We start from the raw sequence: 22,652 nt of genomic DNA, 5'->3' as shown, positions 1-22,652 counted from the left end.
CATGGCCTTCAGCGACACGAACCAGACCAACCGCATCGACCTCAAGCTCGTCGCCGAGATGGTGCAGCCCGGCACGCGCGTTCTCGATGTCGGCTGCGGTGACGGCGCCCTGCTCGCGCTGCTCGCCGAAAGCCGCCAGGTCGATGCGCGCGGCATCGAACTGTCCCGCGAGGGCGTGGCCGGTTGCGTGGCGCGTGGGCTCTCGGTCATCCAGGGTGACGCCGATACCGATCTCGGCGACTATCCTGACGATAGCTTCGACTACGTCATCCTCTCACAGACGATCCAGGCGACGCGCAATCCCCGCCTCGTGCTGGAGCAGATGCTGCGCATCGGCCGGCACGCCATCGTCTCCTTCCCGAATTTCGGGCATTGGCGGATGCGCAGCCAGGTGTTCTTCCAGGGCCGGATGCCAGTGACGGACTCCCTGCCCTACGCTTGGTGGGACACGCCCAACATCCATTTCTGCACGATCCGCGACTTCGTCACGCTCTGCGACCAGATCGGCGCCAAGAAGGAGCGCGCCGTCGCGCTCGACGCCGCCGGCGGCAAGGTCGGCGTCAACGCGCCCTGGTGGTTCTGGAACCTGTTCGGCGCGCAGGCCGTGTTCCTGCTGAAGCGGGGCTGAAGGGCGCAGCCGTCATGCTCGCCCCTGTGGCGAGCATCCACGTCTTGAACATCGCATTGCCCGCAGGAAGACGTGGATGGTCGGGGCAAGCCCGACCATGACGAAAGAGCGCCGCCCGAAGGCGACGCTCCACCAGATCAGTTCAACGCGACGCCGGCCGGCCGCTTCTCCTTCACGGCCGCGACCGAACCCAGCATCAGCGAGCCCGGTCCGACGGTGATCGGCACATCCTCGCCGTCGACGATCTCGCCGGCGAGGATCGCCTCGGCCAGCGGGTCCTGCACCGACTTCTGGATCACGCGCTTCAGCGGGCGCGCGCCATAGGCCGGGTCGTAGCCCTTCTCCGCCAGCCACTCGCGCGCCTCCTTCGAGAGCTCGAGGGTGATCTTGCGGTCGGTCAGCAGCTTCGCGAGCCGGGCCATCTGGATGTCGACGATCGCACCCATGTCCTGCCGCCGCAGGCGATGGAACAGGATGATGTCGTCGATCCGGTTCAGGAACTCGGGCCGGAAGGCGTGGCGGACCACGCCCATGACCTCATCGCGAACCGCGTCACTGTCCTGCCCCTCGGGCTGGTTCACCAGGAACTCCGAACCGAGATTCGAGGTCATGATGATCAGTACGTTGCGGAAGTCGACGGTGCGGCCCTGGCCATCGGTCAGGCGGCCGTCGTCGAGCACCTGCAGCAGAACGTTGAACACGTCCGGATGCGCCTTCTCGACCTCGTCGAACAGCACGACCTGATAGGGCCGGCGCCGAACCGCTTCCGTCAGCGCCCCGCCCTCCTCATAGCCGACATAGCCGGGAGGTGCGCCGATCAGCCGGGCGACCGAGTGCTTCTCCATGTATTCGGACATGTCGATGCGCACGAGCGCGGTGTCGTCGTCGAACAGGAACGAGGCCAGCGCCTTGGTCAATTCGGTCTTGCCGACGCCGGTGGGGCCGAGGAACATGAAGGAGCCGATCGGGCGGTTGGGGTCCTGCAGACCGGCGCGCGCACGACGGACCGCGGTCGAGACCGCCTCCACCGCCTCGCGCTGCCCGACGACGCGGGCGCCGAGAACCTCCTCCATGCGGAGCAGCTTCTCCTTCTCGCCTTCGAGCATGCGGTCGACCGGCACGCCGGTCCAGCGGCTCACGACCTGCGCGACATGGTCCGGCGTCACGGCCTCCTCGACCATGCCGGCATCGTCGCCCTTTTCCTCGACCTCGGCCAGAGTCTTCTCGAGCTGCGGGATCTCGCCATAGGCGAGCTCGCCGGCCCGCTGATACTCGCCCTTGCGCTGCGCCTGGGCGAGCTCGTTGCGAGCATTGTCGAGCCTGGTCTTGATCTCCGCGGCGTGGCCGAGCTTGTCCTTCTCCGCCTTCCACCTGGTGGTGATGGTGTCGGAGCGCGTCTCCAGATCGGCCAGTTCGGATTCGAGCCGCTTCAGCCGCTCCTTCGAGCCGGCATCGCTCTCCTTCTTGAGCGCCTCCTGCTCGATCTTGAGACGGACGATCTCGCGATCGATCGAATCCAGCTCTTCCGGCTTGGAGTCGACCTGCATACGCAACCGTGCTCCGGCCTCGTCGACCAAGTCGATCGCCTTGTCCGGCAGGAAGCGGTCGGTGATGTAGCGGTTCGACAGCGTCGCCGCCGAGACCAGCGCCGAATCCGTGATGCGGACACGGTGATGCTGCTCGTATTTCTCCTTCAGGCCGCGCAGGATCGAGATGGTGTCCTCGACCGTCGGCTCGTCGACGAAGACGGGCTGGAAACGCCGCGCCAAGGCGGCATCCTTTTCGACGTACTTGCGGTATTCGTCGAGCGTGGTCGCGCCGACGCAATGCAGTTCGCCGCGCGCCAGAGCGGGCTTCAGCAGGTTTGACGCATCCATCGCGCCGTCGGTCTTGCCGGCACCGACGAGGGTGTGCATCTCGTCGATGAACAGGATGACGCCGCCATCCGAGGAGGAAACCTCGGTCAGCACCGCCTTCAGTCGCTCCTCGAACTCGCCGCGATATTTCGCGCCGGCGATGAGCGAGCCCATGTCGAGCGCGAGCAGTTCCTTGTCCTTCAGGCTCTCGGGCACGTCGCCATTGACAATGCGCAGCGCGAGGCCCTCGGCGATGGCGGTCTTGCCGACGCCGGGCTCGCCGATCAGGACGGGATTGTTCTTGGTTCGGCGCGACAGCACCTGAATGGTGCGGCGGATCTCCTCGTCGCGGCCGATCACCGGGTCGAGCTTGCCCTCGCGCGCCGCAGCCGTGAGATCGCGGGCGTATTTCTTCAGTGCGTCATAGGCCTGCTCGGCCGACGCGGAATCGGCGGTGCGGCCCTTGCGGATGGCTTCGATCGCGGCGTTGAGCGCCTGCGGCGTCACGCCTGCCTTCGACAGGGCCTTGCCGGCATCGCTGTCCTTCTCGATCGCTAGTGCGAGCAGGAGCCGCTCGACCGTGACGAACGAGTCGCCGGCCTTCTCGGCTGCCTTCTCGGCGGTATCGAAGACGCGGGCGAGGCCCGGCGTCAGGTTGAGCCCGCCCGAGCCGCCCGAAACCTTCGGCAGCTTGGCCAAGGCCTGATCGACGGATTGCAGCGCGACACGCGACTGGCCGCCGGCCCGGTCGATCAGCCCAGCCGCCATGCCTTCGTTATCGTCAAGCAGCGCCTTCAGCAGATGCTCCGGCGTGAACTGCTGGTTGCCCTCGCGCAGGGCGATCGTCTGCGCCGCCTGGAGGAAACCCTTCGCCCGATCCGTATATTTCTCGATATTCATTCAGCTATCTCCGCCCGCAGGCCGCGCCCCGTAGCGACGTGAACCTGCTGCCCTTTCATCAGGATGGGGCGCCGCGATGGGCCGCCCCTCGCCCTCCAAGATAGTGTGACATTGGCGCAACGGAAGAGGCCCGGACCAGAATTGACCTGGCGCAAGCGGCAGGCGCAGATCGGGCATGGCCGGGACCAAGCGACAGCAGGCGATTCGGAAAGCCTTGAGGGCGCTGGCGCCCGGCATTCCGCTGTCGGATGCCGAGGCTGTCGTGACGCTGGCGGAGCGGCGCCATATGAAGGACCTGCCACCCTCGACCGCGCTCTGGCTCGCGCTCGGCAGCCATGTCCGCCACGTGCACACCGACTACGAAGGCCTGCTCGGCGAGGGCTACGATCGCGACGCCGCCCGCTTCTTCGTCGCCGAGGAGACCGACGCCGTGCTCGCCGGCTGGGGTTGCCAGCGTTCGGTCAGCGAGGGCGAGGACGAATGACGCGGTCTCCTTGCAATGTGCCGATGCAGGCGGCTGATCGAAACGGATACAAGATTTGATCTGTCAGGGCCGGCCGACGAGGCTATGGTCCGCGACCTTGCCTGAACGGGACCCGACCATGCGCATCGAAACGCTCTATCGCTATCCCGTGAAGGGCCTCTCGCCTGAACGACTCAAGCGCGCCGCGCTCTCGGCCGGCGGGTATTTCCCCGGCGACCGGCTCTTCGCCATCGAGAACGGCCCCTCCGGCTTCGATGCGGCCGAGCCCGTGCACCAGCCCAAGATCAAGTACCTGATGCTGATGCGCAACGAGTCGCTCGCCCGGCTGAAGACCCGCTACGACGATGCCAGCGGCGATCTCGTCATCCACGAGGGCGGCCAGGAAGTGCTGCGTGCAGCGACCGCCAATGGCGAGGGCCACGCCGCGATCTCGCGCTTCTTCTCCGGCTTCATGCCCGAGGAACTGCGCGGCGAGCCGAAGCTGCTGACGGCGCCCCCGACCTATCGCTTCACCGATTCGCGCTCCGGCTTCGTCTCGATCATCAACCTCGCCAGTGTCGCCGATCTCGAAGGGCGCCTCGGGCAGCCGGTCGATCCGCTTCGCTTCCGCGGCAACCTGATGGTCAGCGGGCTCGCACCCTGGGCGGAGAACGATCTCGTCGACCGCGAGCTCGCCGGCCCCGGCGGCCTGCGCCTGCAGGTGATCAAGCGGATCGAGCGCTGCGCGGCGACCAATGTCGACCCCGAGACCGGCGCGCGCGACATGCAGATCCCGAAGGCGCTGATGAAGAACTACGGCCATGTCGATTGCGGCATCTATTGCCGCGTCCTCGCGGACGGCGCGCTTGGCGAAGGCGACGGACTGACGGTCGCGGACGCACCGGCCGGCCTCGGCATTGCCTGATACCGCCTGCCGTCATTCTCGGAACACCGGCAGATTCCAGACAAGAAAAAGGGCCCGAACGGGCCCTTTTCCATATTCGATCGATGATGCCGGAGCAGCTTACTCGCTCGAACCATCCGTCTCCGAACCCAGCGCATCCATGACCTCGCGCGGCGAACGGCGGCGGCGAGTGCGCTTGGGCGCAGCCTCATCCGCAGCCGGTTCTGCCGAGGCGGCAGCGGGCTCGACGGCCGGGGCCTCGACCGGCTCCGGCGCGGGGACACGCACCGGGGTGGTCAGGAAGGACGGCAGCGCGGCGGCGACATCATCACCCGCATCGGCCTCGACCTCGCGCTCGCGGCGCGGGCGACGCTCCCGCTGAGGGCGCTCGGCCCGCTCGGGACGCTCGAAACGGCGCTGTTCGCCCTGAGCCTGCTCGGAAGCAGCCTCGACGGCACCGCCCTCGCTGACCGGGATGTCGGAACGCGGCGCATCGGGACGCGGGGCGTAACCGCCGGGAGCCCCCTGGCCCTCGGCATTGCGGTCGAAACGACGCTCGCCGCGATCCGGCCGATCGAAGCGACGCTCGTTGTTGTTGCTGTTGTTGCGGTCGTTGTTGAAACGCTCGCGGCGGTTGTTGCGGTCGAAACGCTGGCCGCCCTGCGGCTGGCCCTCGCCGCCGTTCTCGCCCTCATTGCGCTGGCCACCGCCATGGCCGTTATAGCCATTGGTGTTGGCATAGCCGTTCGAGCGCATCTCCGGCTGCGGGCCGGCGCCAGGCTGGAAGGACTGGCTCTCATCGTCGCCCTCTTCCTCGCCCTCGTCCGCGTCTTCGACGAAGGCGCGATTCGGCGGGAAGGAATGGCCAAACTGCTGAGCCATCTGCTCCTGCGCCGCGAGCAGGATGCGGTAGTAATGCTCGGCGAACTGGAAATAGCTCTCGGCAGCAACGGTATCGCCCGAAGACTGGGCATCGCGCGCAAGCTGGAGATATTTCTCGGCGACATTCTGCGCCGTGCCGCGAACCTTTACGTCCGGTCCGTTGGATTCGTAGCTACGCTGCAACGGATTGGGAGATTTGCGATTGCCGTTATTGTTGCCGCCACCGCTATTGTTGCGGCCGCGCATACGCCGGTTCTGACCTGGTCTCATTCGCGTCTGTCTCGCGCTTCTGTGTTCAAAGCAACCGTGGTGCCGTCATGCGCGTTGCGATGCACAGCGGGTTGCGACGCTGTGTCGGACGAAGGTGACCTGAAGGGGCGATCCGCCGTTCCTGGTCTTCACGCGCTCTTTTCCAAAAAGGGGGTTTCAACCCCATGAGCCGATCGGCGCCACGCGCCTTCGGGGCTCCATCCGGCTTGTCAGTTGCATCGCTGCGGGAACACGCCCTCAAACGATGCCGTACTCGAGCAAATCCTGTACGATCGGGAACTGCCCAGAGGCTCGGCTCTGACGCCACCAGCTTCGGCTGGATGCTGCTTAGCTCGTTTTGGCTGCTTCTCCAAGCGAAATCGACCAAAAGCCTGTGCATTATCAAGCGAGCGTGAAGATCAACGCCCGTTCATGCCCTCCCAGATCGTTCCGGCTGCCACTGAATTCAAGCCCGCCGGCCCGCATCAGCGCAACGACATCCGGCCCCTGCCCGGCTCCGATCTCGAAAACGACAACGCCGCCGGGCGCAAGCAAGGACGGCAGGGATGAAGCCAAGAGACGATAGGGTCCAAGCCCATCGGCGCCGCCATCGAGAGCCAACAGCGGATCGTGCTCGCGCACCTCGACGGAGAGCGTCGCAATCTCGCCCGAGGGAATATAGGGCGGGTTCGAGACGATGAGATCGAAGCGGCCGGCGAGACCTTCGGTCCAGCTGCCTTGCTGGAACGCAGCCCGGCCTTCGACGCCGTTGAGCGCGGCATTGCCAGCCGCGGTCCGGCAGGCCTCCTCGGACAGGTCGATACCGAGGCCGTGCGCCTGCTGCAACTCGCTGAGCAGGGCAATCAGCAGGCAACCGGTGCCGGTTCCGAGATCGAGCAGCGCCAGTTCCTCGCCGCGGCGGCCGGCAAGATGTGCGAGTGCCGCCTCGACGATCGTCTCGCTGTCGGGGCGCGGCTCCAGCGTCGCCGGCGACAGACGGAACGGCAGCCCCCAGAATTCGCGCTCGCCGAGAATGCGCCAGACCGGCTCTCCCGCGAGGCGACGCGCCGAAAAATCGACGAGCCGGGCGAGTGCCGCGGCTGGCAGAATCGTATCCGGATCGGCGTTGGCGGCGCCCAGGCTGCCTTCGACCAGTAGACGCGCATCGAGCCCGGGGCTCGCCGAGCCCGCGCGCAGGAGGCTCTGCGCAAGATGGCGCCGCGCCTCCCTGACGGTCGGCACGGCGCCCTCCCCTCGAACGCTTCCCGCGGAACCCGCTTCGGGTTCCGCGCCTCCCCGAATGGAGGTCAGTTGCCCTGCATCTTCAGATTGACGCAGGTTATCATCTTCTTGTTCAGCGAGGCCTTGCTTTCGCGCGTGCCGCGCATCTCCGTCCGGCATGCCTTGCGCGCCTGCGACTGCGTCATCGCGCCCTGCAGAGCCGCCGGCTGGCCCGACGTCATCTTGCGGAAGGTGCGCTCCTGAGCCTGCGAGACGCCGCTCATCGCCAGCGCCATCAGCCCGGTCACCGCTATCGTCGAGAACATCTTGATCATGAGAGGGTCCCCCCTTTGCTGGTGTCGATGCATCAACAACGCGGGACGGGCGCTTTGGTTTCATCGCGCGGGCCTCACGCCATGCCCTCGGCCGCGAGAAGCTTCGCCTGATGCTCGGCCGTGAGCGCATCGATGATCTCGTCGAGCACCAGCCCCTGCATCATCTCGTCGAGCTTGTAGAGCGTCAGGTTGATGCGGTGGTCGGTCACGCGCCCCTGAGGGAAATTATAGGTGCGGATGCGTTCCGAGCGATCACCCGAGCCGACCTGCGAACGTCGGTCCGCCGAGCGCTCGGCATCGATGCGCAGGCGCTCCATGTCGAAGAGCTTGGCGCGCAGCAATTCATAGGCCCGCGCCTTGTTCTTGTGCTGGGAGCGCTCGTCCTGGACCAGCACGACGGTGTTGGTCGGGATATGGGTCAGGCGCACCGCAGATTCGGTCTTGTTGACGTGCTGGCCGCCGGCGCCGCCGGAGCGCAGCGTGTCGGTGCGGATGTCGGCCTCGTTGAGGGTGACGTCGACATCGGTGGCGAGCGGCAGCGTCGCCACCGTCGCAGCCGAGGTATGGATGCGCCCGCTCGCCTCGGTATCCGGCACGCGCTGAACCCGGTGGACGCCGGATTCGAACTTGAGACGGGCATAGACGCCGCGGCCGTTGATCTCGGCGATGACCTCCTTGTAACCGCCGGCCGTGCCCTCGCTTTCGGAGAGGACATCCAGGCTCCAGCCCTTCTGGGCGGCGTGGCGCTGATACATGCGCAGGAGGTCGCCGGCGAAGAGCGCGGCCTCGTCGCCGCCGGTGCCCGCCCTGATCTCGAGGATGACGCCGCGCTCGTCGGCGGCATCCTTCGGCAGCAGGGCGACGAGGATCTCGCGGGCGCGCGCCTCGATCTCGGCGCGGGCGATGTCGCGCTCCTCATAGGCGAGATCGCGGAACTCGGAATCGGTCGCTGGATCGGCGATCAGCGTCTCCGCCTCGTCCAGCGAGATCTGCGCCTGCCGCCAGGAGGCGATCGCCGCGACCACGGGATCGAGCTCGGCCAGTTCCTTCGCCAGCTCGACGGTGCGCGCCGCCTCGGTGGCATGATTGATCTCGTCGGTCGCGGCGGCATGGCGCGCCACGATGACGTCGAGACGATCCTGAGGGAGCTGGAGGGACATCAAATGAACTCGTGAAACAAAAGGGAAAAGCGGCAGCGGCTGCAAAAGCAGCGTCGCTAGACCGGAACCTTGAACTCGGTCGCGAAGGCGGCGAGTTGCGGGCGCAGATTGGTGGCGCCTTCCGGAGAGGCCAGCATCCAGTCCATACGCTCGCGCAGCTTGCCGGCATCGAGCGCGCGCAACATCGCCTTGACCGGTCCGATCGAGGCGGCCGACATCGAGAAGCCGCGATAGCCTAGGCCGATCAGGGCCATGGTCTCCAGCGGCTTGCCGCCCATCTCGCCACAGACGGTGACGGGGCAGCCGGTCTCGGCAGCAGCCTCGATGATACGCCTGAGAGCCCTGAGGGCGCCGACGCCGAGCGGATCGAAGCGGTCGGCGACACGCTTGTTCTCACGATCGGCGGCGAAGAGGAACTGCATGAGGTCGTTGGTGCCGATCGACAGGAAATCCGCCTCGCGCGCGATCTCCCGCAGCTCGAACAGCAGCGACGGCACCTCGACCATGACGCCGACCCTGAGATCGCGCGGCGGGGCAACGCCCTGCTTCTCCAGCATGGCCTGCTCGCGGCGGATGATCATGCGGGCGCGGCGGAACTCCTCGGTGGTCGCGACCATCGGCAGCATGATCTTGAGGTCCCGCCCCGCTCCGGCCCGCAGCATCGCGCGCACCTGCGCCCGGAGCAGCCGCGGCTTGTCGAGGCCGATGCGGATCGCGCGCCAGCCGAGCGCCGGGTTCTCTTCCTCGACCCGCTCCATATAGGGCAGCACCTTGTCGCCGCCGATATCGAGGGTGCGGAAGGTGACCGGCAATTCCGCCGCAGCCTCCAGCACGGCCGCATAGAGCGCCTGCTGCTCGGCGGTGGTCGGCATGTGCTGCGCCACCATGAACTGCAATTCGGTGCGGAACAGGCCGATGCCGGAGGCGGCCGTCGCCTCGATGTTCGGCATATCGACGATCAGGCCGGCATTGATCTGCAGGGTGATGTCGACCCCGTCGCGGGTGACGGCCGGAAGCTCCTTGAGCTTCTGGTACTGCTTCTGCTTGCGGGCGCGCAGCCGCGCCTTGTCCTTGTAGGCGTTCTCGACGTCGGGCTGCGGGCGGATCTGCACCTCGCCCGCCTGACCATCGACGATGATGGCATCCCCCGCCTCGACCAGCGCGGTCGCATTGACGACCTCGCCGACGGCGGGGATGCCGAGCGCGCGGGCGACGATCGCGATATGGCTGGTCGGCCCGCCCTCCTCCAGCACGAGCCCGCGCAGATGGGCGCGATCGTAGTCCAGCAGCGCCGCCGGGCCCATCGAGCGGGCGACGAGGATGGCATTCTCCGGCAGGTTCTCGCGGGCGACGCCGTTCGCCTTGCCGACCAGCGTGCGCAGCAGCCGGTTGGCGAGATCGTCGAGATCGTGCAGCCGCTCGCGCAGATAGGGGTCGGTCTGGCGCAGCATCTTGGCGCGGGTGTCGGATTGGACGCGCTCGACCGCCGCCTCGGCGGTGAGTCCGGTCAGCACGACCTCGCGCATGCGGCGCAGCCAGCCCTGGTCATGGGCGAACATGCGGAAGGTCTCGAGAACGTCGCGATGCTCGCCGGTATGGGCGACGTCGCCGCGCTCGACCAGCTCGTCGATCGAGGCCCGCATCTCGCCGATCGCCGCTTCGAGCCGGCCGACCTCGGCAGCCGGATTCTCGGCGATGAGATTGGTGATCGCGACGCGCGGCTCATGCAGCACGACATGGCCGAGGCCGACGCCATCGGCCAGCGCCACGCCGACGCCATGGATCGGACGATCGAGGCCAATCGAGGCGCCGGGCGCCGCCAGCGACTTGAGGCCGCCGGCCGCGATCATCTCCGCCATCAGCATGGCGGTGGTCTGAAGGGTCTCGATCTCGTCTTCGGAATAGAGCCGCGAGGCCCGATTCTGGATGACGAGCACGCCCATCACGGCGCCGCCGCGCAGAATCGGCACGCCGAGGAAGGAGCGGTAGACCTCTTCGCCCGTCTCCGGACGGTAGGAGAAGGAAGGGTGAGCCTGCGCGTCCGACAGCGCCAGCGGCTCGGCCTCGCTCGCGATCAGGCCGACGAGGCCCTCGCCCGCCCGCATGGTGGTGAGGTGGACCGCCTCGCGGTTGAGGCCTTCGGTCGCGTAGAGTTCAAGCGAGCCGTCCTCGCGCAGGACGTAGACGGAGCAGACTTCGGCGACGAGATTGCCGGCGATCAGGACGACGAGACGGTCCAGCCGCTCCTGCGGGCTGATCGATGCCGCCATGACCTCGCGGAGACGGCGCAACAGAACGCCCGGTCCTCCGAGAGCGCCTCGCATCGATCTCAGCCCTCCGCCCGCCTCCTCAGCCATCGACGATACGATGCCTGTCCAGACCTGAGTCGCCCACTCCGGTCATGCTGCCTTCTAGCGACCAAAGACCTTATTCGGCAAGGGCCGCGAACAGGGTCCGTAGCATCACCCCAAGATTTCCGTCGTTTTTGGGCTCGAGGCCGAAGTCTCAGGGCCGCACCAAAACGAGATGAGAGGCCTCGGCGGCACTCCGCTTCCGGCGCGATCCTGCCGACATCTTGCGGACACCGGCTTCCGGGGCAGCCGATGACGCGGCCGATGTCTCGCCCCGGCCCGTCCGCCGCGCGCCGGCACGTGGTTCCTTGCGCTCTTTACCCACAGCCAATGCCTCGGCCGCCCCGGCCTCACCGGACAGGGCCAGCAGGTATTGCCGCGTCCACCAGTCGATATCGGTAGCCGCGATGATGGCATAGAGCTTCTCGAAGCGGCGGATGCGCTCGGTCTTCGGCATGGCGAGCGCGGTGCGGATCGCTTCCGCCACCTCATGGGAATCGAAGGGATTGACGATCAGCGCCTCGCTCATCTGCTGGGCCGCGCCGGCGAAGCGCGAGAGCACGAGCACGCCCGGATCGGCCGGGTCCTGCGCCGCGATATATTCCTTGGCGACGAGATTCATGCCGTCCCGCATCGGCGTCACCAGGCCGACCTGGGCGCGGCGGTAGAAGCCGGCCAGCGCCTTGCGCGAATAGGCCTTCTTGACCACACGGATCGGCGTCCAGTCGAATTCGCCGAGCTGGGCGTTGAGACGGCCGGCAACTTCGTCGGACTGGCGGTCCAGATCCGCATATTCGGGCACGTCGCTGCGCGAAGGCGGGGCAATCTGCAGCAGGCTGACCCGCCCGCGCTCCTCCGGATGATCGCGCAGGAACTCGCCGAACGCCTCCAGCCGCTGGACGATGCCCTTGGAGTAGTCGAGCCGGTCGACCCCGATGACGAGCTTGCGCTGACCGAGGGATTCACGCGTGGCGCGCAGCGGCGTCGTCGCCTGGCGGGCGGAGGCGGCGGCGAGCCGGCGGAAGCCCTCCACATCGATCCCGATCGGGAAGGCCCGCACCGTGGTCTCGCGCGGGCCCAGCCGCACGCGCCTGCCGTCGGAGCGGGCGCCGCAAAGGGAGACGAGTCCGTCGATCAGGTTGCGCGCATCGACCTCGGTCTGCATCCCGACAAGGTCGTAAGCTGCCATGGTGCGGATCAGCGTCGCGCTGAACGGCAAGACGCCCATGATCTCGGCCGCCGGCCAGGGGATATGGTGGAAATAGCCGATGCGGTTGGTGACGCCGCGCCGGCGCAGTTCCGCCGCCAGCGGGATCAGGTGGTAATCATGGATCCAGATCATGTCGTCGGGCTTGATCAGCCCGGCAAGCGCGCGGGCAAAGCGCCGATTGACGCCGAGATAGCCCATATAGTCGCTGCGCTGGAACTCGGTGAGGCCGAGACGATAGTGCATCAGCGGCCAGAGCGCCCGGTTCGAGAAGCCGAGATAGTAGCTCTGGCGCTCGGCCTCGCTCAGATCGGTCACGGTATAGGTCACATTGCCATGCTCGACCTGCCTGACCGGCGCCGGCGCGCCCTCGCTGACCGCCCCGCTCCAGCCGAACCACAGGCCGCCGCGCTGCTCCAGCGCTTCGCGCAGGGCGACCGCCAGCCCCCCGGCCATCACCTTTTCATGGCGATCGGGAATCGTGACGCGATTGGAAACGATGACAAGACGCATAAACTCGCATTCTCCGGCAGGGGCCGCCCGCATTTCGCCATCGGCGGCAGGAACAGAACGCTTCCGAAAGCGTAATGTTTCCGTGGTGCGGACGCGGTCACATGGCAGCGCTGTGGCAGCCGTGCGGTGAAATCGCGACGACATGGTAGGCTTTCGACAGATCGAGGCAACCCCTCGACCTCTATTTTCGACGCGGCTATGGCTAGGCGACAGGACAGAAAAGGATGTCCTTGGCCGCTCTTCTGCCGCCTTCTCTGCCCAGATACGAAACGATGACGATATTGATCGAACCCGATACTGCCTCAAGGCCCGATGAGATCGCTTCCCCGGGCAGCGAGATCGCTCTTTTTTTGGATTTCGACGGAACGCTCGTGGAAATCGCCCCTTCGCCGGAGGACGTGCATCTCGACCGACGGGTGGCTCCGGCGCTGATGGCGCTGCGTGCCCAGCTCGGCGGGGCGCTGGCGCTCGTCTCCGGCAGGCCGATCGGCTTCCTCGACGGCATCCTTGCACCGCACCGCTTCGATATCGCCGGGCTGCACGGGGCTCAGATCCGCGTCGACGGCGAGATCCGCTCGCAGGCCGATACGCATGAGGGCATGCATGGGGCGCTGCGCGATCTCGTGCGCTTCGCCAACAGCCATGTCGGCATCATCGTCGAGGACAAGCGCATCTCGATCGCACTGCACTGGCGGCTGGCGCCTTCGCTGGAGGCCGAGGCCCTGGCGCTGATGCGCAGCATCGCCGTGAAGCTGGGGCCGGGCATGCGCCTGCAGGAAGGCAAAGCCGTAGCCGAGCTGGTTCCCGCCGGCGCCAGCAAGGGCAGTGCCATCGCCTGGCTGATGGCGACGCCGGTCTATGCCGGCCGCATCCCGGTCTTCATCGGCGACGACATCACCGACGAGGACGGCTTCGAGGCGGTCAACGCCATGGGCGGCGTCTCGGTCCGTATCGGCGCCGACCGCGAGAGCCATGCCACCTGCCGGCTGGCCTCGCCGACCGCCCTGCGGCATATCCTTCTCGAAGCCGCCGAAGGTGGCCATCTTACCGCTTCCAGCTTCAAGCAGGACTGATCATGACCGTAACGACTTCGACCGCGGGGCAGCACTCCGCCTCGCTCGACCTCGGCGTGATCGGCAACTGCTCGATCGCCGCCCTCGTCGACCGGCGCGCCCGCATCGTCTGGGGCTGCTTCCCGCGCTTCGACCGCGACCCCGTCTTCTGCTCGCTGATCGACAACAAGGCCGAGGACGGCGATGCCGAGCCCGAAAAGGGCGTCTTCGCCATCGAGCTCGTCGGCATGACCCGCTGCGAGCAGGGCTATCTCGACAACACCGCGATCCTGTCCTCCGTGCTCTCCGACGACCAGGGCAATGCGATCGAGATCCTCGATTTCGCACCGCGCTTCGTGCGCTACGAGCGCTTCTTCCGGCCGCCGCAGCTGGTGCGGCGGGTCCGGCGCGTCTCGGGCCGGCCGCGCATCCGCGTCCTCGTCAGGCCCTGCCTCGGCATCGGCGAGGAGCCCGACGAGATGACGCGCGGCTCCAACCATGTCCGCTTCGTCGGCGCCGACCAGACGATCCGGCTGACGACCAACGCACCGCTTTCCTATGTCGTCGAGGGCACGCCCTTCGCCGTCGACCAGGCCTATTCCTTCTTCATCGGATCGGACGAGGCTTTGCGCGCCGAGATCGAGACGACTTCGCGCGAGTTCCTCGACAAGACCACCGACTACTGGCGCGATTGGGTGCGCTCGCTCTCGGTCCCGTTCGAGTACCAGAAGGAAGTCATCCGGGCCGCGATCACGCTGAAACTCTGCTCCTTCGAGGAGACCGGCGCGATCGTCGCGGCCTTGACGACCTCGATCCCGGAGGCGCCGGGCACGCAACGCAACTGGGACTACCGCTATTGCTGGCTGCGCGACGCCTATTTCGTCGTCCATGCGCTGAACCGGCTCGGCACGACGCGGACGATGGAGGACTATCTCGGCTTCATCACCAATATCGTCGACACCTTCTCCGAGAGCGGGGCCGAGCATCTGCCGCCGCTCTATCCGATCACGCGCGGCGGCTCGCTCACCGAGTTCGAGGCGAAGAACCTGTCAGGCTATCGCGGGCACCAGCCGGTGCGCTTCGGCAACGGCGCGGCCGTGCAGATCCAGAATGACGGCTATGGCGCGGTCGTGCTGGCCGCAACGCATTCCTTCTTCGATCGCCGCCTGATCCAGCCCGGCAAGGAGACGCTGTTCGGACAGCTCGAACGCATGGGCGAGATCGCCATCGCCGTGTTCGACAAGCCCGATGCCGGCCCCTGGGAGCTGCGCGAGAAGGAGGCGGTGCACGCCTTCTCGAGCGTGATGTGCTGGGCGGCCTGCGACCGGCTCGCCCGCATCGCCGGCACGCTCGGGCGCGCCGACCGGAAGGAGTACTGGAAAGGAGAGGCCAAGCGCCTGAAGAACACCATCGCCGAGCAGATCTGGAACGAGCAGAAGGGCCATTTCGTCTCGACCTTCGGCGGCGAAGAGCTCGATGCGACGCTGCTGCTTCTCGCCGAACTCGGCTTCGTCAAGGCCGACGATGCCCGCTTCGTCGCCACGGTCGAGGCGATCGGCCGCGACCTCAAGCGCGGCGACCTCCTGCTGCGCTACGCCACGCAGGACGATTTCGGCTACATGCATACCGGCTTCCTGATCTGCGCCTTCTGGTATGTCGACGCGCTGAACGCGATCGGACGCAGCGAGGAGGCGAAGGAGCTGTTCGGGCGCATCCTGCAGCGGCGCAACAGCTTCGGCCTGCTCTCGGAGGATGCGGACCTCAAGACCGGCGAGCTCTGGGGCAATTTCCCGCAGACCTATTCGCATGTCGGCCTGATCAACTGCGCGATGCGCCTGAGCCGGGACTGGGAAGAGGCGTTCTGAGGCGATCTGCTTAGCGGGCCTGCCCTCCGGGCCCGTGGCCCTTCAACGCGGCGCGCCAAAGCGGAAGGCGACCGGGATCACCCCGTAGACCATCGCCAGCACCATGGGCGGCACGGCCAGCGCCGTGACGCCGAAAATGGGCCAACCCGCGGTGAAGGGCGCCAACGCGGCCAGCACAAGATTGATCGCGGCATAGGCGCCCAGGGTCGCGACAACCAGAAAGCGCAGACGCGAGGCGAGGCGCGACAGGAAAGACAGAGCCATCAAGCTTCTCCACGTAACGAAACGTTCCGTTTCTATTTGTTGAACTAAACGGACCGTTTCGTTATGTCAAGGAGCGAGCGGCCCGTGCGAGGAGTTCGATAGGATGGAGCCAAAACCGAAGCGCCGGGCCTCGATCGGCGCTCGCCGCAGTCCCGAGACGGAAGCCGCGGTGAAGGCGGCGGCGCGGGAGCTGCTAGCCGAGAAAGGCTATGCCGGCTTTTCGATCGAGGAAGTCGCCCGCCGCGCCGGCGCGGGCAAGCCGACGATCTATCGCTGGTGGCCGAACAAGGCCGAGCTCTTCATCGCGATCTACGGGGTCGAAAAGGACGCCGCCATTCCCGTCCCGGATGAAGGCTCGTTGCGCGCCGACCTGCTGCGCTACACCAGGGATCTCTGGCGCTTCTGGCGTGAGGATGCGGCGGGGCGCGTTTTCCGCGGACTGATCGCCGAGGCGCAGACCAGCGCGGAGGCGCTTGCCGCGCTGCGCTTCAAGTTCATGCCGGAACGCCTCGCCTCACCGCGCCGAATGTTCGTGCGCGCCGCCGAGCGCGGCGAGTTTTCGCCGGAAGAGATCGACGACCGGCTGGAGCTCTGGGTCGGCTTCAATTGGCTGCACGTGCTGACCGACCGGCTGAGCGAGGACGAAGCTTCGCTCAGCCGCAAAATCGACCTGCTCTGCCGCTGAGCTCCGTCACTCCACCTTGGCGGCAGCCCGCATCACGGCGAGCGCCAGCACCTGCGCGGTCGGGACGATGCTCTCGACCTCCAGGAACTCGTCCGGCGTATGGGCCATGCCGCCGATCGGGCCGACGCTGCAGAGCGTCGGAGTGCCCTGCGCGGCGGTGAAGCCGGAATCGGCGCAGCCACCGGTGAATTCCGCGGTGACGCCGATGCCGAAGGCGGAAGCCGCCTCGCGATAGGTGTCGTAGAGCGCGGCAGAATCCGAAGAGCGCTCCAGCGGCAGGAACTCGCCCTTGATCGAGAGCACGGCGCTGGTGCCGGCAACCTCGGGCTTCTCGATAATCGCCTTGATCTTGCCGACCATCTCGTCGCGCTGGGCGGCGGTGACATAGCGCAGGTCGATCTCGCACCAGGCGCTGGGCGCGATGGTGTTGACGGTCTGGCCACCGCCGATCAGGCCGACATTGACGGTGATGCCCTTCTCCAGATCGGTGAGGCCCTGAAGCTTCGGGATCTTGTGGCCGAGATCGACGATGGCCGAGGCGCCCTTCTCGTAATTCGCGCCGGAATGGGCGGGCTTGCCGGTGAACTCGGCCCGCATGAAGACGCCGCCCTTGCGGCCGCTGGTGACCGACTGTTTCTGGTCCCTGGCGAATTCAGTGCCGGCCGGCAGGCGGCTGGGCTCGGCATTGAAGACGCAGCGCGACTCGCGGGCGGCAGCCTCGATGACCGGACGAGAGGACGGCGAGCCGATCTCCTCGTCGCTGGTCGTCAGCATCAGGAGCGGCGCGGCCAGACCGCCGCATTCGGCGAAGGCGGCGGCGACAAAGGCCGAGATCATGACGCCCGCCTTCATGTCGGCGACGCCCGGCCCATAGGCGCGGCCACCCTTGATGGTGAAGGGCCGGCGGGTCGGTTCGCCCTGCGGAAAGACGGTGTCGCGATGGCCGAGCAGCATGACCGGACGCTGGTCGTTGGCCGTGGGATTGGGCAAGCGTGCACGGACCGCGTCGCCGAAGCGGCTATCCGGCACGATCTCGACATCGAGCCCGTTCGCCTTGTGGAAGCGCGCGACGACATCGCCGGCCCGGTCGACGCCGGCCTTGTCATAGGAACCGGAGTCGGTGTCGACCAGCTCGCGCAGCAGCGCGACCATGCCCTCCTTGCGGCTCGCCAGCCACTCGGTGACCTTCTTCTCCTCGGGGGTCAGGGCGCTCATCGGCTCACTCGCATTCGTTCCGGATGGGACAATGCGGGCAGCTTATCGCCAATGCCGCGAGCGGCAATGGCGAGCGGTGGCGGCCATGCCATTCATGTCGCGCATGGCCTTAAGCCCCCAAGCCTATTTCCGGGCGGCCATCCGCCGGATCAAGGCATCGCGAGCCGTGCGGGCAGCGTCGCGGGTCGCTTCATCGGCCGGCGCGCGCGCCGGCTGTTCCAGCGCCTTGGCATAGTAGCCGAGCGCGAGTTGGTCGGAGGCGATCCCGGCATAGAGATCGCCCAGACGCTTGTTGGCCTGGAGAGACGCTTCGGACCGTGCCGCCGCAGCCTCGAAGGCGCCGATGGCGCCAGGCACGTCGCCCAGCCTGGCCTTCAATTCCGCCCGCGCGAGCAGGAGGCGCGGGTCGTTTGCCTTCGCCCCGAGCGCCGTCTCGACATCGGCGAGCGCGGCAGCGGCATCGCCCTGTCCGAGCCGGGCGTCGCTCCGCAGCAGCAGGGCCTCAGCATCGCCGGGAGCCACCGCGAGCCGGGCTGTCGCATCCTCCGCCGCTTCAGCGAAGCGTCCGAGGCCGAGCCTCGCTTTGGCGCGCAGCAGCAGCAAATCGGCTTCCGGCGAAGGGGCGGTCAACGCCGCGGTGGCGAAACGCTCCGCGGCAGCGGGATCGCCGGTCGCGAGATTGATCCGGGCTGCAAGCGCCTGCCAGCGCAGCTCGCTCGGCTCGATCCGCAGGGCCATCGCGATATCGGTCAGGGCGGCCGGATTGTCGGAGCGCAGGTTCAATGCGGCCCGCTCGGCATAGGCGCGGGCCCGATCCGGCGCCCGCTTGATGACCTCGGCGAAATCGGCGCGCGCAGCGTTGATCCGGTTCAGTTGCACGCGGGCAAGGCCACGCCAGAGGAAGAGATCGGCGACAAAGCCCGGCGTCAGGCCGGAGTTACGGGCACGGAAGGGGATGTCGACCGCGTCGTCGATGACCTTGCTCAGGTCCGATTCCGCGTCGAGCGCATCGCCCAGCCGGGCGGCGGCAAGGCCATTGACGGCCCGCGCCGCGATGTTGAAGCGGTTGTCAGTGAGCGCAGCCGCAGCCTGCTCCCGCGCCGCAGCCATGTCGCCCCGGACCAGCGCGACGCGAGCCCGCAGAGCCTGCTCGGCATAGGCGCCCGGCAAGCGGTTGCCGCGCCAGTTGTCGAGAATCGAGACGGCCTCGTCGAGCGCGCCGGTTTCGATGAGCGCCACGACGAGATCATCCTCGCCCTCCAGTCTCGTGGGGACATCCATCGGCAGCCGCGCCTTCTCGCGCATATCCTCCAAGGCCTGGGCCGGCCGGCCAGCCATGAGAAAGGCGTTGGCGCGTTCCTCGCGATAGTACCGCGCCTTGGGGTCGTGCTCGACGAGCGCGGTCAGATCGGTGACCGCCGCATCGTAGTTTCCCCTGCCCTGCGAGACCGCGGCCCGCGCCAGCATGGCTCGCGCCCAGATCTCCTTGTCGGCACCAGAGCGACGGACGGCGCTGTCAGCGTCGGCCCAGGCGCGATCGAAAGGCGACATGTCCTTGTCATAACGATAATCCGCCATATGCGCGTAGGCCCGCGCCAGGGTGGCGGGGAGATAATCGGGCGCCGCTGCGACGGCCAGTTCGAAATCTCCCAGCCGGTCGGCGAAGGGCCTGGCCCCGGCACGCAGGATCAGCCTGTCGGCCTTGTCCTGCGGGGTCGTCGCCGTTTCGACGAGCCGGTCGCAGCTCTGCATGCGCAGCGGATCGTCGCGGGTGGCACAGCGCTTCTTCAGTTCGGCCTCGTCGAGATCGGCTACGACGATCGGCTTCGGCTTGTCGAATTCCGCGACCCGCGCCGCGTGACGCTCTTTCGAGGCGATATCATAGGCCATCTTCGCATCCGTGCGCGCCGCGGAACGGGCGAGGATGGCACGGGCGCCGGGCTGATCGCCCGAAGCGAGCAGGATGTCCGCCTTGAGCTCATGGGCATCGAACAGACCGGGATCGAGTTCGATCGCCTTGTCGGCATCCACTGTGGCTGCGGCAATGTCCTTCATCGCCAGCTTCACCGCACCACGTGTCGCATAGGCGCGTCCGAAACGGGGCTGCGCTTCTGCGACGATTTCGGCATCGGCGAGCGCTTCCGGCAATTCGCGACGCGCCAATCGCGCCCGGGCGCGGATCTCGATCAAATCGACCTGCTTCGGGAAGGCGACAAGCCCCTCGGTCGCTTCCTTCGCGGCGGCCTCGAAGGTGCCGAGATAATACAGGCTGCGGGCGCGGGTGATGAAGGTTTCCGAGGTACGGAAGCCGCCCTCGCGCGCCTTGTCGATATGCGCGACGGCGTCGCTATAGCGGCCGGTGGCATAAGCGAGCAGGCCGAGGAGATAATCGCTGCGTGGATGCTGCTTTTGCCAGAACAGGCCCTTGCGCAGGTCCTCGCCTGCCCGGGCGAAATCATACTGCAACAACCTGAGATAGCCGCGATTGGCGTGGTTGTCGGGATCGAAGGGATCGTTCTCGATGGCTGCGGTGAAATCCGCCATGGCCCCGTCGCGATTCCCCAGCGTGAAGCGGACGCGGCCGCGATCCCGGTAGAGCGGCGCGAATTTCGGCGCGATGGCCAGCGCCTCCGTGTAGTCCTTCTCCGCCTCGGCGGGACGGCCGAGCGCGAGCTGGGTATGGCCGCGCGCGACATGGGCCATCGCCTTGACCTTGCGGTCGGGGCGCCCCTTCAGCAGCGTGTTGCAGGCGGCGAGCCCCTTCTCGGTGCGATCATCCTTGCAGAGCGCAACCGTTCCGGCCTTCTGGGCCTTCGCCGTCTGCGAGCCGAGCATGGCGAGCATCGGCAGTGCGAGGACAAGGAACGCCATCCGCGAGAGCAAGCTGGGCATGCCGACCTCCCTGACAACGCACCGGGGTGACGTTGGGAGATGCTAGCATGATGGCGGGGGCAGCGTCATGCCATCCCCCGAATGAACGACCGGTGCTGCCGCTCGCGCTCAGGCGATACCCGCATACCAGGCGAGGACATAGGCGAGCGTGCCGACCGCCATCGGCACGAGAGGATTGACCTTGGAGCGATAGGTCACGAGCGCGGTCGCGGCCGTGATCGCATAGCCGACGAGGCCGGCATCAGCGGCCAGCGTCGCAACCACGCCGCTCGCCAGCATCAGGCCGAGCGCGATCGGCACCAGCGCGAGCGTGGCGATCCGGACGAGGCGACTGCCGCCGAAGCGTTGCAAGCCGCGGCTGGAGGCCAGTGCCAGCAGGCAGGACGGCAGCAGGAGCGCGCCCGTCGCGACCAGCAGGCCGGCGGTGCCGGCGACATGCCAGCCGATGACGCTGCCGAGCATGATGTTGGGGCCAGGCGCGGTCTGCGCGATGGCGAAGAGGCGGGCGAAGGTCGGCGCATCCATCCAGCCAAGGATTTCGACGACCTGGCGGTGGATTTCCGGCACCACGGCATTGGCCCCGCCGATCGCCATCAGCGAGATCGTGCCGAAGGTGACGATCAGCTGGAAGAAGACGCCGCGCTCCATCAGACCCGCCGCGCTCCCAGTGTCGCTGTCACGAGACCGAGCGGCACGAGCACCAGCAAGGTCGGCAGCATCGGCAATCGCAGCATTCCGACCGCGACGAAGGCGGCCGCGGCCATCAGCCAGGCCCAGCGCGCAAGGCCGGCCTTCGTCAGGAGCCGCAGGGCGGTGCCAAGGATGAGCCCGGCGGCGCTGGCGGCGGCGCCGGTCAGGGCGATCTGTGCCAGCGGGTGTCCGGAGACCGCGTCATAGCCGTTGGCGAGCGCGACCAGGCAAAGCAGCGGCATCGCCATCAGCGCGAAGACGCAGGTCAAGGCGCCGATTCCGCCCCGGAAGCGATCGCCCAGCATCACCGCCGCATTCACGGTGTTGGCGCCGGGCAGCGCCTGGCAGATGCCGATCAATTCGGCATAGCCGCGATCGTCGAGCCAGTTGCGCTCGGTGACGATGATATGGCGCGCGATCGGCCCCACGCCGCCAAAGCCCATCAGGCCGATCTTGAGAAAGCCGGTGAACAGGTCCGGCAGGCTCGGCCGCGGCGCTTCCGATGCGGTTTCGAGGGTCGACATCCGGGTTGGCTAGCGCCGCGATTCCATCGCCATGCGCAGTGCGAAGCCGGCGAGCACGGTGCCCATGATCCAGCGCTGGACCAGCGACCAGAACGGCCGCGTCCGCAGGAACAGCGCGATGCTGCCGGCGGCCGTCGCAATCAGGGCGTTGACGCTGCCGCTGATCGCGATCTGGACGAAGCCGAGCACGACCGACTGGCTGAGCACATGGCCGGCTGCCGGGTCGATGAATTGCGGCAGCAGCGCGAGATAGAACATCGCGATCTTCGGGTTGAGCAGGCTGGTCAGGAAGCCCATGGCGAAGAGCTTGCGCGGCCCGTCATGGGGCAAATCGCGGACATGGAAGGGCGAGCGCCCGCCCGGCCGCACCGCCTGCCAGGCGAGCCAGAGCAGATAGGCCGCGCCGCCGAGCCGCAGCACGTCATAAGCAAAGGGCACGGCGAAGAGCAGCGCCGTGATGCCGAAGGCGGCGCAGAACATGTAGACGAAGAAGCCGAGGATGACGCCGCCGAGCGAGATCAGCCCCGCGCCCCTGCCCTGCGCGATCGATCGCGAGATCAGGTAGATCATGTTGGGGCCGGGCGTCAGCACCATGCCGAGCGCGATCAGCGAGAAGGTGATGAGGGTCGTCGTCTCGGGCATCTGAAGCGCTCCGGCGGAACTCAGCGCTTGGACCATGGATCGCGAGAGCCGGCAATCGGCCGCGCCATGGGAACGGCCATGCAAGTCTTGCCATGCGGAGAGCCCTGCCCCGCCACAAGGGAACCCACCGCTTTGCCGGCGGTTGTCGCTCGCA

At 67.3% G+C, this 22,652-nt stretch carries 19 protein-coding genes; 6 read left to right on the top strand and 13 right to left on the bottom strand.

Annotation, left to right across the window (positions count from 1 at the left end; genetic code table 11):
* The first annotated feature begins 1 nt into the window (after position 1).
* Positions 2 to 628, top strand: coding sequence for a methionine biosynthesis protein MetW (metW, locus tag FHT98_RS18285; protein WP_061965159.1), 627 nt, complete (start codon positions 2 to 4; stop codon positions 626 to 628).
* Between the two features lie 137 nt (positions 629 to 765).
* Here the strand turns inward: metW and clpB are convergent, their stop codons facing one another.
* Positions 766 to 3,384 (bottom strand): ATP-dependent chaperone ClpB, encoded by a 2,619-nt coding sequence (clpB, locus tag FHT98_RS18280; RefSeq protein WP_142114844.1) that lies wholly within the window; start codon positions 3,382 to 3,384, stop codon positions 766 to 768.
* 175 nt (positions 3,385 to 3,559) lie between these two features.
* Here clpB and FHT98_RS18275 point away from each other — a divergent pair, with 175 nt between their 5' ends.
* On the top strand, positions 3,560 to 3,868 hold the full coding sequence (locus tag FHT98_RS18275) for a DUF2293 domain-containing protein (RefSeq protein WP_142114843.1): 309 nt from the start codon (positions 3,560 to 3,562) through the stop codon (positions 3,866 to 3,868).
* Positions 3,869 to 3,986: 118 nt separating this feature from the next.
* Positions 3,987 to 4,772, top strand: coding sequence for an MOSC domain-containing protein (locus FHT98_RS18270; RefSeq protein WP_142114842.1), 786 nt, complete (start codon positions 3,987 to 3,989; stop codon positions 4,770 to 4,772).
* Between the two features lie 99 nt (positions 4,773 to 4,871).
* Here the strand turns inward: FHT98_RS18270 and FHT98_RS18265 are convergent, their stop codons facing one another.
* The 6 genes from FHT98_RS18265 to FHT98_RS18245 form a co-directional block, all read right to left on the bottom strand.
* Positions 4,872 to 5,879 (bottom strand): DUF4167 domain-containing protein, encoded by a 1,008-nt coding sequence (locus FHT98_RS18265; protein WP_248309249.1) that lies wholly within the window; start codon positions 5,877 to 5,879, stop codon positions 4,872 to 4,874.
* 405 nt (positions 5,880 to 6,284) lie between these two features.
* Complete coding sequence (prmC, locus tag FHT98_RS18260) at positions 6,285 to 7,124, bottom strand: peptide chain release factor N(5)-glutamine methyltransferase (RefSeq protein ID WP_248309248.1); 840 nt, start codon at positions 7,122 to 7,124, stop codon at positions 6,285 to 6,287.
* Between the two features lie 65 nt (positions 7,125 to 7,189).
* Positions 7,190 to 7,438, bottom strand: a complete 249-nt coding sequence (locus tag FHT98_RS26250) for a hypothetical protein (RefSeq protein ID WP_061965171.1) — start codon at positions 7,436 to 7,438, stop codon at positions 7,190 to 7,192.
* Between the two features lie 74 nt (positions 7,439 to 7,512).
* Positions 7,513 to 8,598 carry a peptide chain release factor 1 gene (gene prfA / locus FHT98_RS18255; RefSeq protein ID WP_113585300.1) on the bottom strand — a complete coding sequence of 362 codons (1,086 nt, stop codon included), beginning with the start codon at positions 8,596 to 8,598 and terminating at the stop codon, positions 7,513 to 7,515.
* Between the two features lie 56 nt (positions 8,599 to 8,654).
* Positions 8,655 to 10,922, bottom strand: a complete 2,268-nt coding sequence (gene ptsP, locus FHT98_RS18250; protein ID WP_061965175.1) for a phosphoenolpyruvate--protein phosphotransferase — start codon at positions 10,920 to 10,922, stop codon at positions 8,655 to 8,657.
* A 181-nt stretch (positions 10,923 to 11,103) separates the two neighbouring features.
* Positions 11,104 to 12,669: an alpha,alpha-trehalose-phosphate synthase (UDP-forming) gene (locus tag FHT98_RS18245; RefSeq protein ID WP_142114840.1), complete on the bottom strand. Its 1,566-nt coding sequence runs from the start codon at positions 12,667 to 12,669 to the stop codon at positions 11,104 to 11,106.
* 272 nt (positions 12,670 to 12,941) lie between these two features.
* Between FHT98_RS18245 and otsB the strand changes: the two genes are divergently transcribed.
* Positions 12,942 to 13,742, top strand: a complete 801-nt coding sequence (otsB, locus tag FHT98_RS18240) for a trehalose-phosphatase (RefSeq protein WP_142114839.1) — start codon at positions 12,942 to 12,944, stop codon at positions 13,740 to 13,742.
* A 2-nt stretch (positions 13,743 to 13,744) separates the two neighbouring features.
* A complete protein-coding gene (locus tag FHT98_RS18235) occupies positions 13,745 to 15,586 on the top strand; it encodes a glycoside hydrolase family 15 protein (RefSeq protein ID WP_061965179.1) in 1,842 nt (613 codons plus the stop codon).
* Positions 15,587 to 15,628: 42 nt separating this feature from the next.
* On the opposite strand, the gene FHT98_RS18230 is transcribed toward FHT98_RS18235, so the two are convergent.
* Positions 15,629 to 15,850, bottom strand: a complete 222-nt coding sequence (locus FHT98_RS18230) for a putative antibiotic biosynthesis monooxygenase (protein ID WP_091856008.1) — start codon at positions 15,848 to 15,850, stop codon at positions 15,629 to 15,631.
* A gap of 103 nt (positions 15,851 to 15,953) precedes the next feature.
* Between FHT98_RS18230 and FHT98_RS18225 the strand changes: the two genes are divergently transcribed.
* On the top strand, positions 15,954 to 16,535 hold the full coding sequence (locus FHT98_RS18225; RefSeq protein WP_142114838.1) for a TetR/AcrR family transcriptional regulator: 582 nt from the start codon (positions 15,954 to 15,956) through the stop codon (positions 16,533 to 16,535).
* A 6-nt stretch (positions 16,536 to 16,541) separates the two neighbouring features.
* Here FHT98_RS18225 and FHT98_RS18220 read toward each other — a convergent pair whose 3' ends face one another.
* The 5 genes from FHT98_RS18220 to FHT98_RS18200 all read right to left on the bottom strand — a co-directional run bounded on the left by FHT98_RS18220 (position 16,542) and on the right by FHT98_RS18200 (position 22,498).
* Positions 16,542 to 17,750, bottom strand: coding sequence for a M20 family metallopeptidase (locus FHT98_RS18220; protein WP_142114837.1), 1,209 nt, complete (start codon positions 17,748 to 17,750; stop codon positions 16,542 to 16,544).
* 123 nt (positions 17,751 to 17,873) lie between these two features.
* The gene (locus FHT98_RS18215; RefSeq protein ID WP_142114836.1) at positions 17,874 to 20,642 is read right to left on the bottom strand and encodes a tetratricopeptide repeat protein; all 2,769 of its coding nucleotides are present in this window, start codon (positions 20,640 to 20,642) and stop codon (positions 17,874 to 17,876) included.
* 108 nt (positions 20,643 to 20,750) lie between these two features.
* Positions 20,751 to 21,290: a chromate transporter gene (locus FHT98_RS18210; RefSeq protein ID WP_113585306.1), complete on the bottom strand. Its 540-nt coding sequence runs from the start codon at positions 21,288 to 21,290 to the stop codon at positions 20,751 to 20,753.
* Entirely contained in the window at positions 21,290 to 21,856 is a 567-nt protein-coding gene (locus tag FHT98_RS18205) for a chromate transporter (RefSeq protein WP_142114835.1), read from the bottom strand. Before FHT98_RS18205 ends, FHT98_RS18210 begins: the two co-directional genes overlap by 1 nt.
* Before the next feature lie 9 nt (positions 21,857 to 21,865).
* Entirely contained in the window at positions 21,866 to 22,498 is a 633-nt protein-coding gene (locus tag FHT98_RS18200) for a LysE family translocator (RefSeq protein ID WP_142114834.1), read from the bottom strand.
* Positions 22,499 to 22,652 lie beyond the last annotated feature (154 nt).

Source organism: Allobosea sp. AK1, assembly GCF_006714945.1.
Taxonomy (GTDB): Bacteria; Pseudomonadota; Alphaproteobacteria; order Rhizobiales; family Beijerinckiaceae; genus Allobosea; species Allobosea robiniae.
The sequence above is the reverse complement of the archived record's forward strand: the minus strand, read 5'-3'. Positions and strand labels throughout refer to the sequence as shown.

What these genes read in the sequence shown, in the direction of transcription:
- clpB (WP_142114844.1), bottom strand. Translation starts at nt 3,384, where the DNA reads ATGAATATCGAGAAATATACGGATCGGGCGAAGGGTTTCCTCCAGGCG.
- FHT98_RS18275 (WP_142114843.1), top strand. Translation starts at nt 3,560, where the DNA reads ATGGCCGGGACCAAGCGACAGCAGGCGATTCGGAAAGCCTTGAGGGCG.
- FHT98_RS18270 (WP_142114842.1), top strand. Translation starts at nt 3,987, where the DNA reads ATGCGCATCGAAACGCTCTATCGCTATCCCGTGAAGGGCCTCTCGCCT.
- FHT98_RS18200 (WP_142114834.1), bottom strand. Translation starts at nt 22,498, where the DNA reads ATGCCCGAGACGACGACCCTCATCACCTTCTCGCTGATCGCGCTCGGC.
- FHT98_RS18235 (WP_061965179.1), top strand. Translation starts at nt 13,745, where the DNA reads ATGACCGTAACGACTTCGACCGCGGGGCAGCACTCCGCCTCGCTCGAC.
- otsB (WP_142114839.1), top strand. Translation starts at nt 12,942, where the DNA reads ATGACGATATTGATCGAACCCGATACTGCCTCAAGGCCCGATGAGATC.
- FHT98_RS18265 (WP_248309249.1), bottom strand. Translation starts at nt 5,879, where the DNA reads ATGCGCGGCCGCAACAATAGCGGTGGCGGCAACAATAACGGCAATCGC.
- metW (WP_061965159.1), top strand. Translation starts at nt 2, where the DNA reads ATGGCCTTCAGCGACACGAACCAGACCAACCGCATCGACCTCAAGCTC.
- prfA (WP_113585300.1), bottom strand. Translation starts at nt 8,598, where the DNA reads ATGTCCCTCCAGCTCCCTCAGGATCGTCTCGACGTCATCGTGGCGCGC.
- FHT98_RS18210 (WP_113585306.1), bottom strand. Translation starts at nt 21,290, where the DNA reads ATGGAGCGCGGCGTCTTCTTCCAGCTGATCGTCACCTTCGGCACGATC.
- FHT98_RS18205 (WP_142114835.1), bottom strand. Translation starts at nt 21,856, where the DNA reads ATGTCGACCCTCGAAACCGCATCGGAAGCGCCGCGGCCGAGCCTGCCG.
- FHT98_RS18220 (WP_142114837.1), bottom strand. Translation starts at nt 17,750, where the DNA reads ATGAGCGCCCTGACCCCCGAGGAGAAGAAGGTCACCGAGTGGCTGGCG.
- FHT98_RS26250 (WP_061965171.1), bottom strand. Translation starts at nt 7,438, where the DNA reads ATGATCAAGATGTTCTCGACGATAGCGGTGACCGGGCTGATGGCGCTG.
- ptsP (WP_061965175.1), bottom strand. Translation starts at nt 10,922, where the DNA reads ATGCGAGGCGCTCTCGGAGGACCGGGCGTTCTGTTGCGCCGTCTCCGC.
- FHT98_RS18230 (WP_091856008.1), bottom strand. Translation starts at nt 15,850, where the DNA reads ATGGCTCTGTCTTTCCTGTCGCGCCTCGCCTCGCGTCTGCGCTTTCTG.
- FHT98_RS18215 (WP_142114836.1), bottom strand. Translation starts at nt 20,642, where the DNA reads ATGCCCAGCTTGCTCTCGCGGATGGCGTTCCTTGTCCTCGCACTGCCG.
- FHT98_RS18245 (WP_142114840.1), bottom strand. Translation starts at nt 12,669, where the DNA reads ATGCGTCTTGTCATCGTTTCCAATCGCGTCACGATTCCCGATCGCCAT.
- FHT98_RS18225 (WP_142114838.1), top strand. Translation starts at nt 15,954, where the DNA reads ATGGAGCCAAAACCGAAGCGCCGGGCCTCGATCGGCGCTCGCCGCAGT.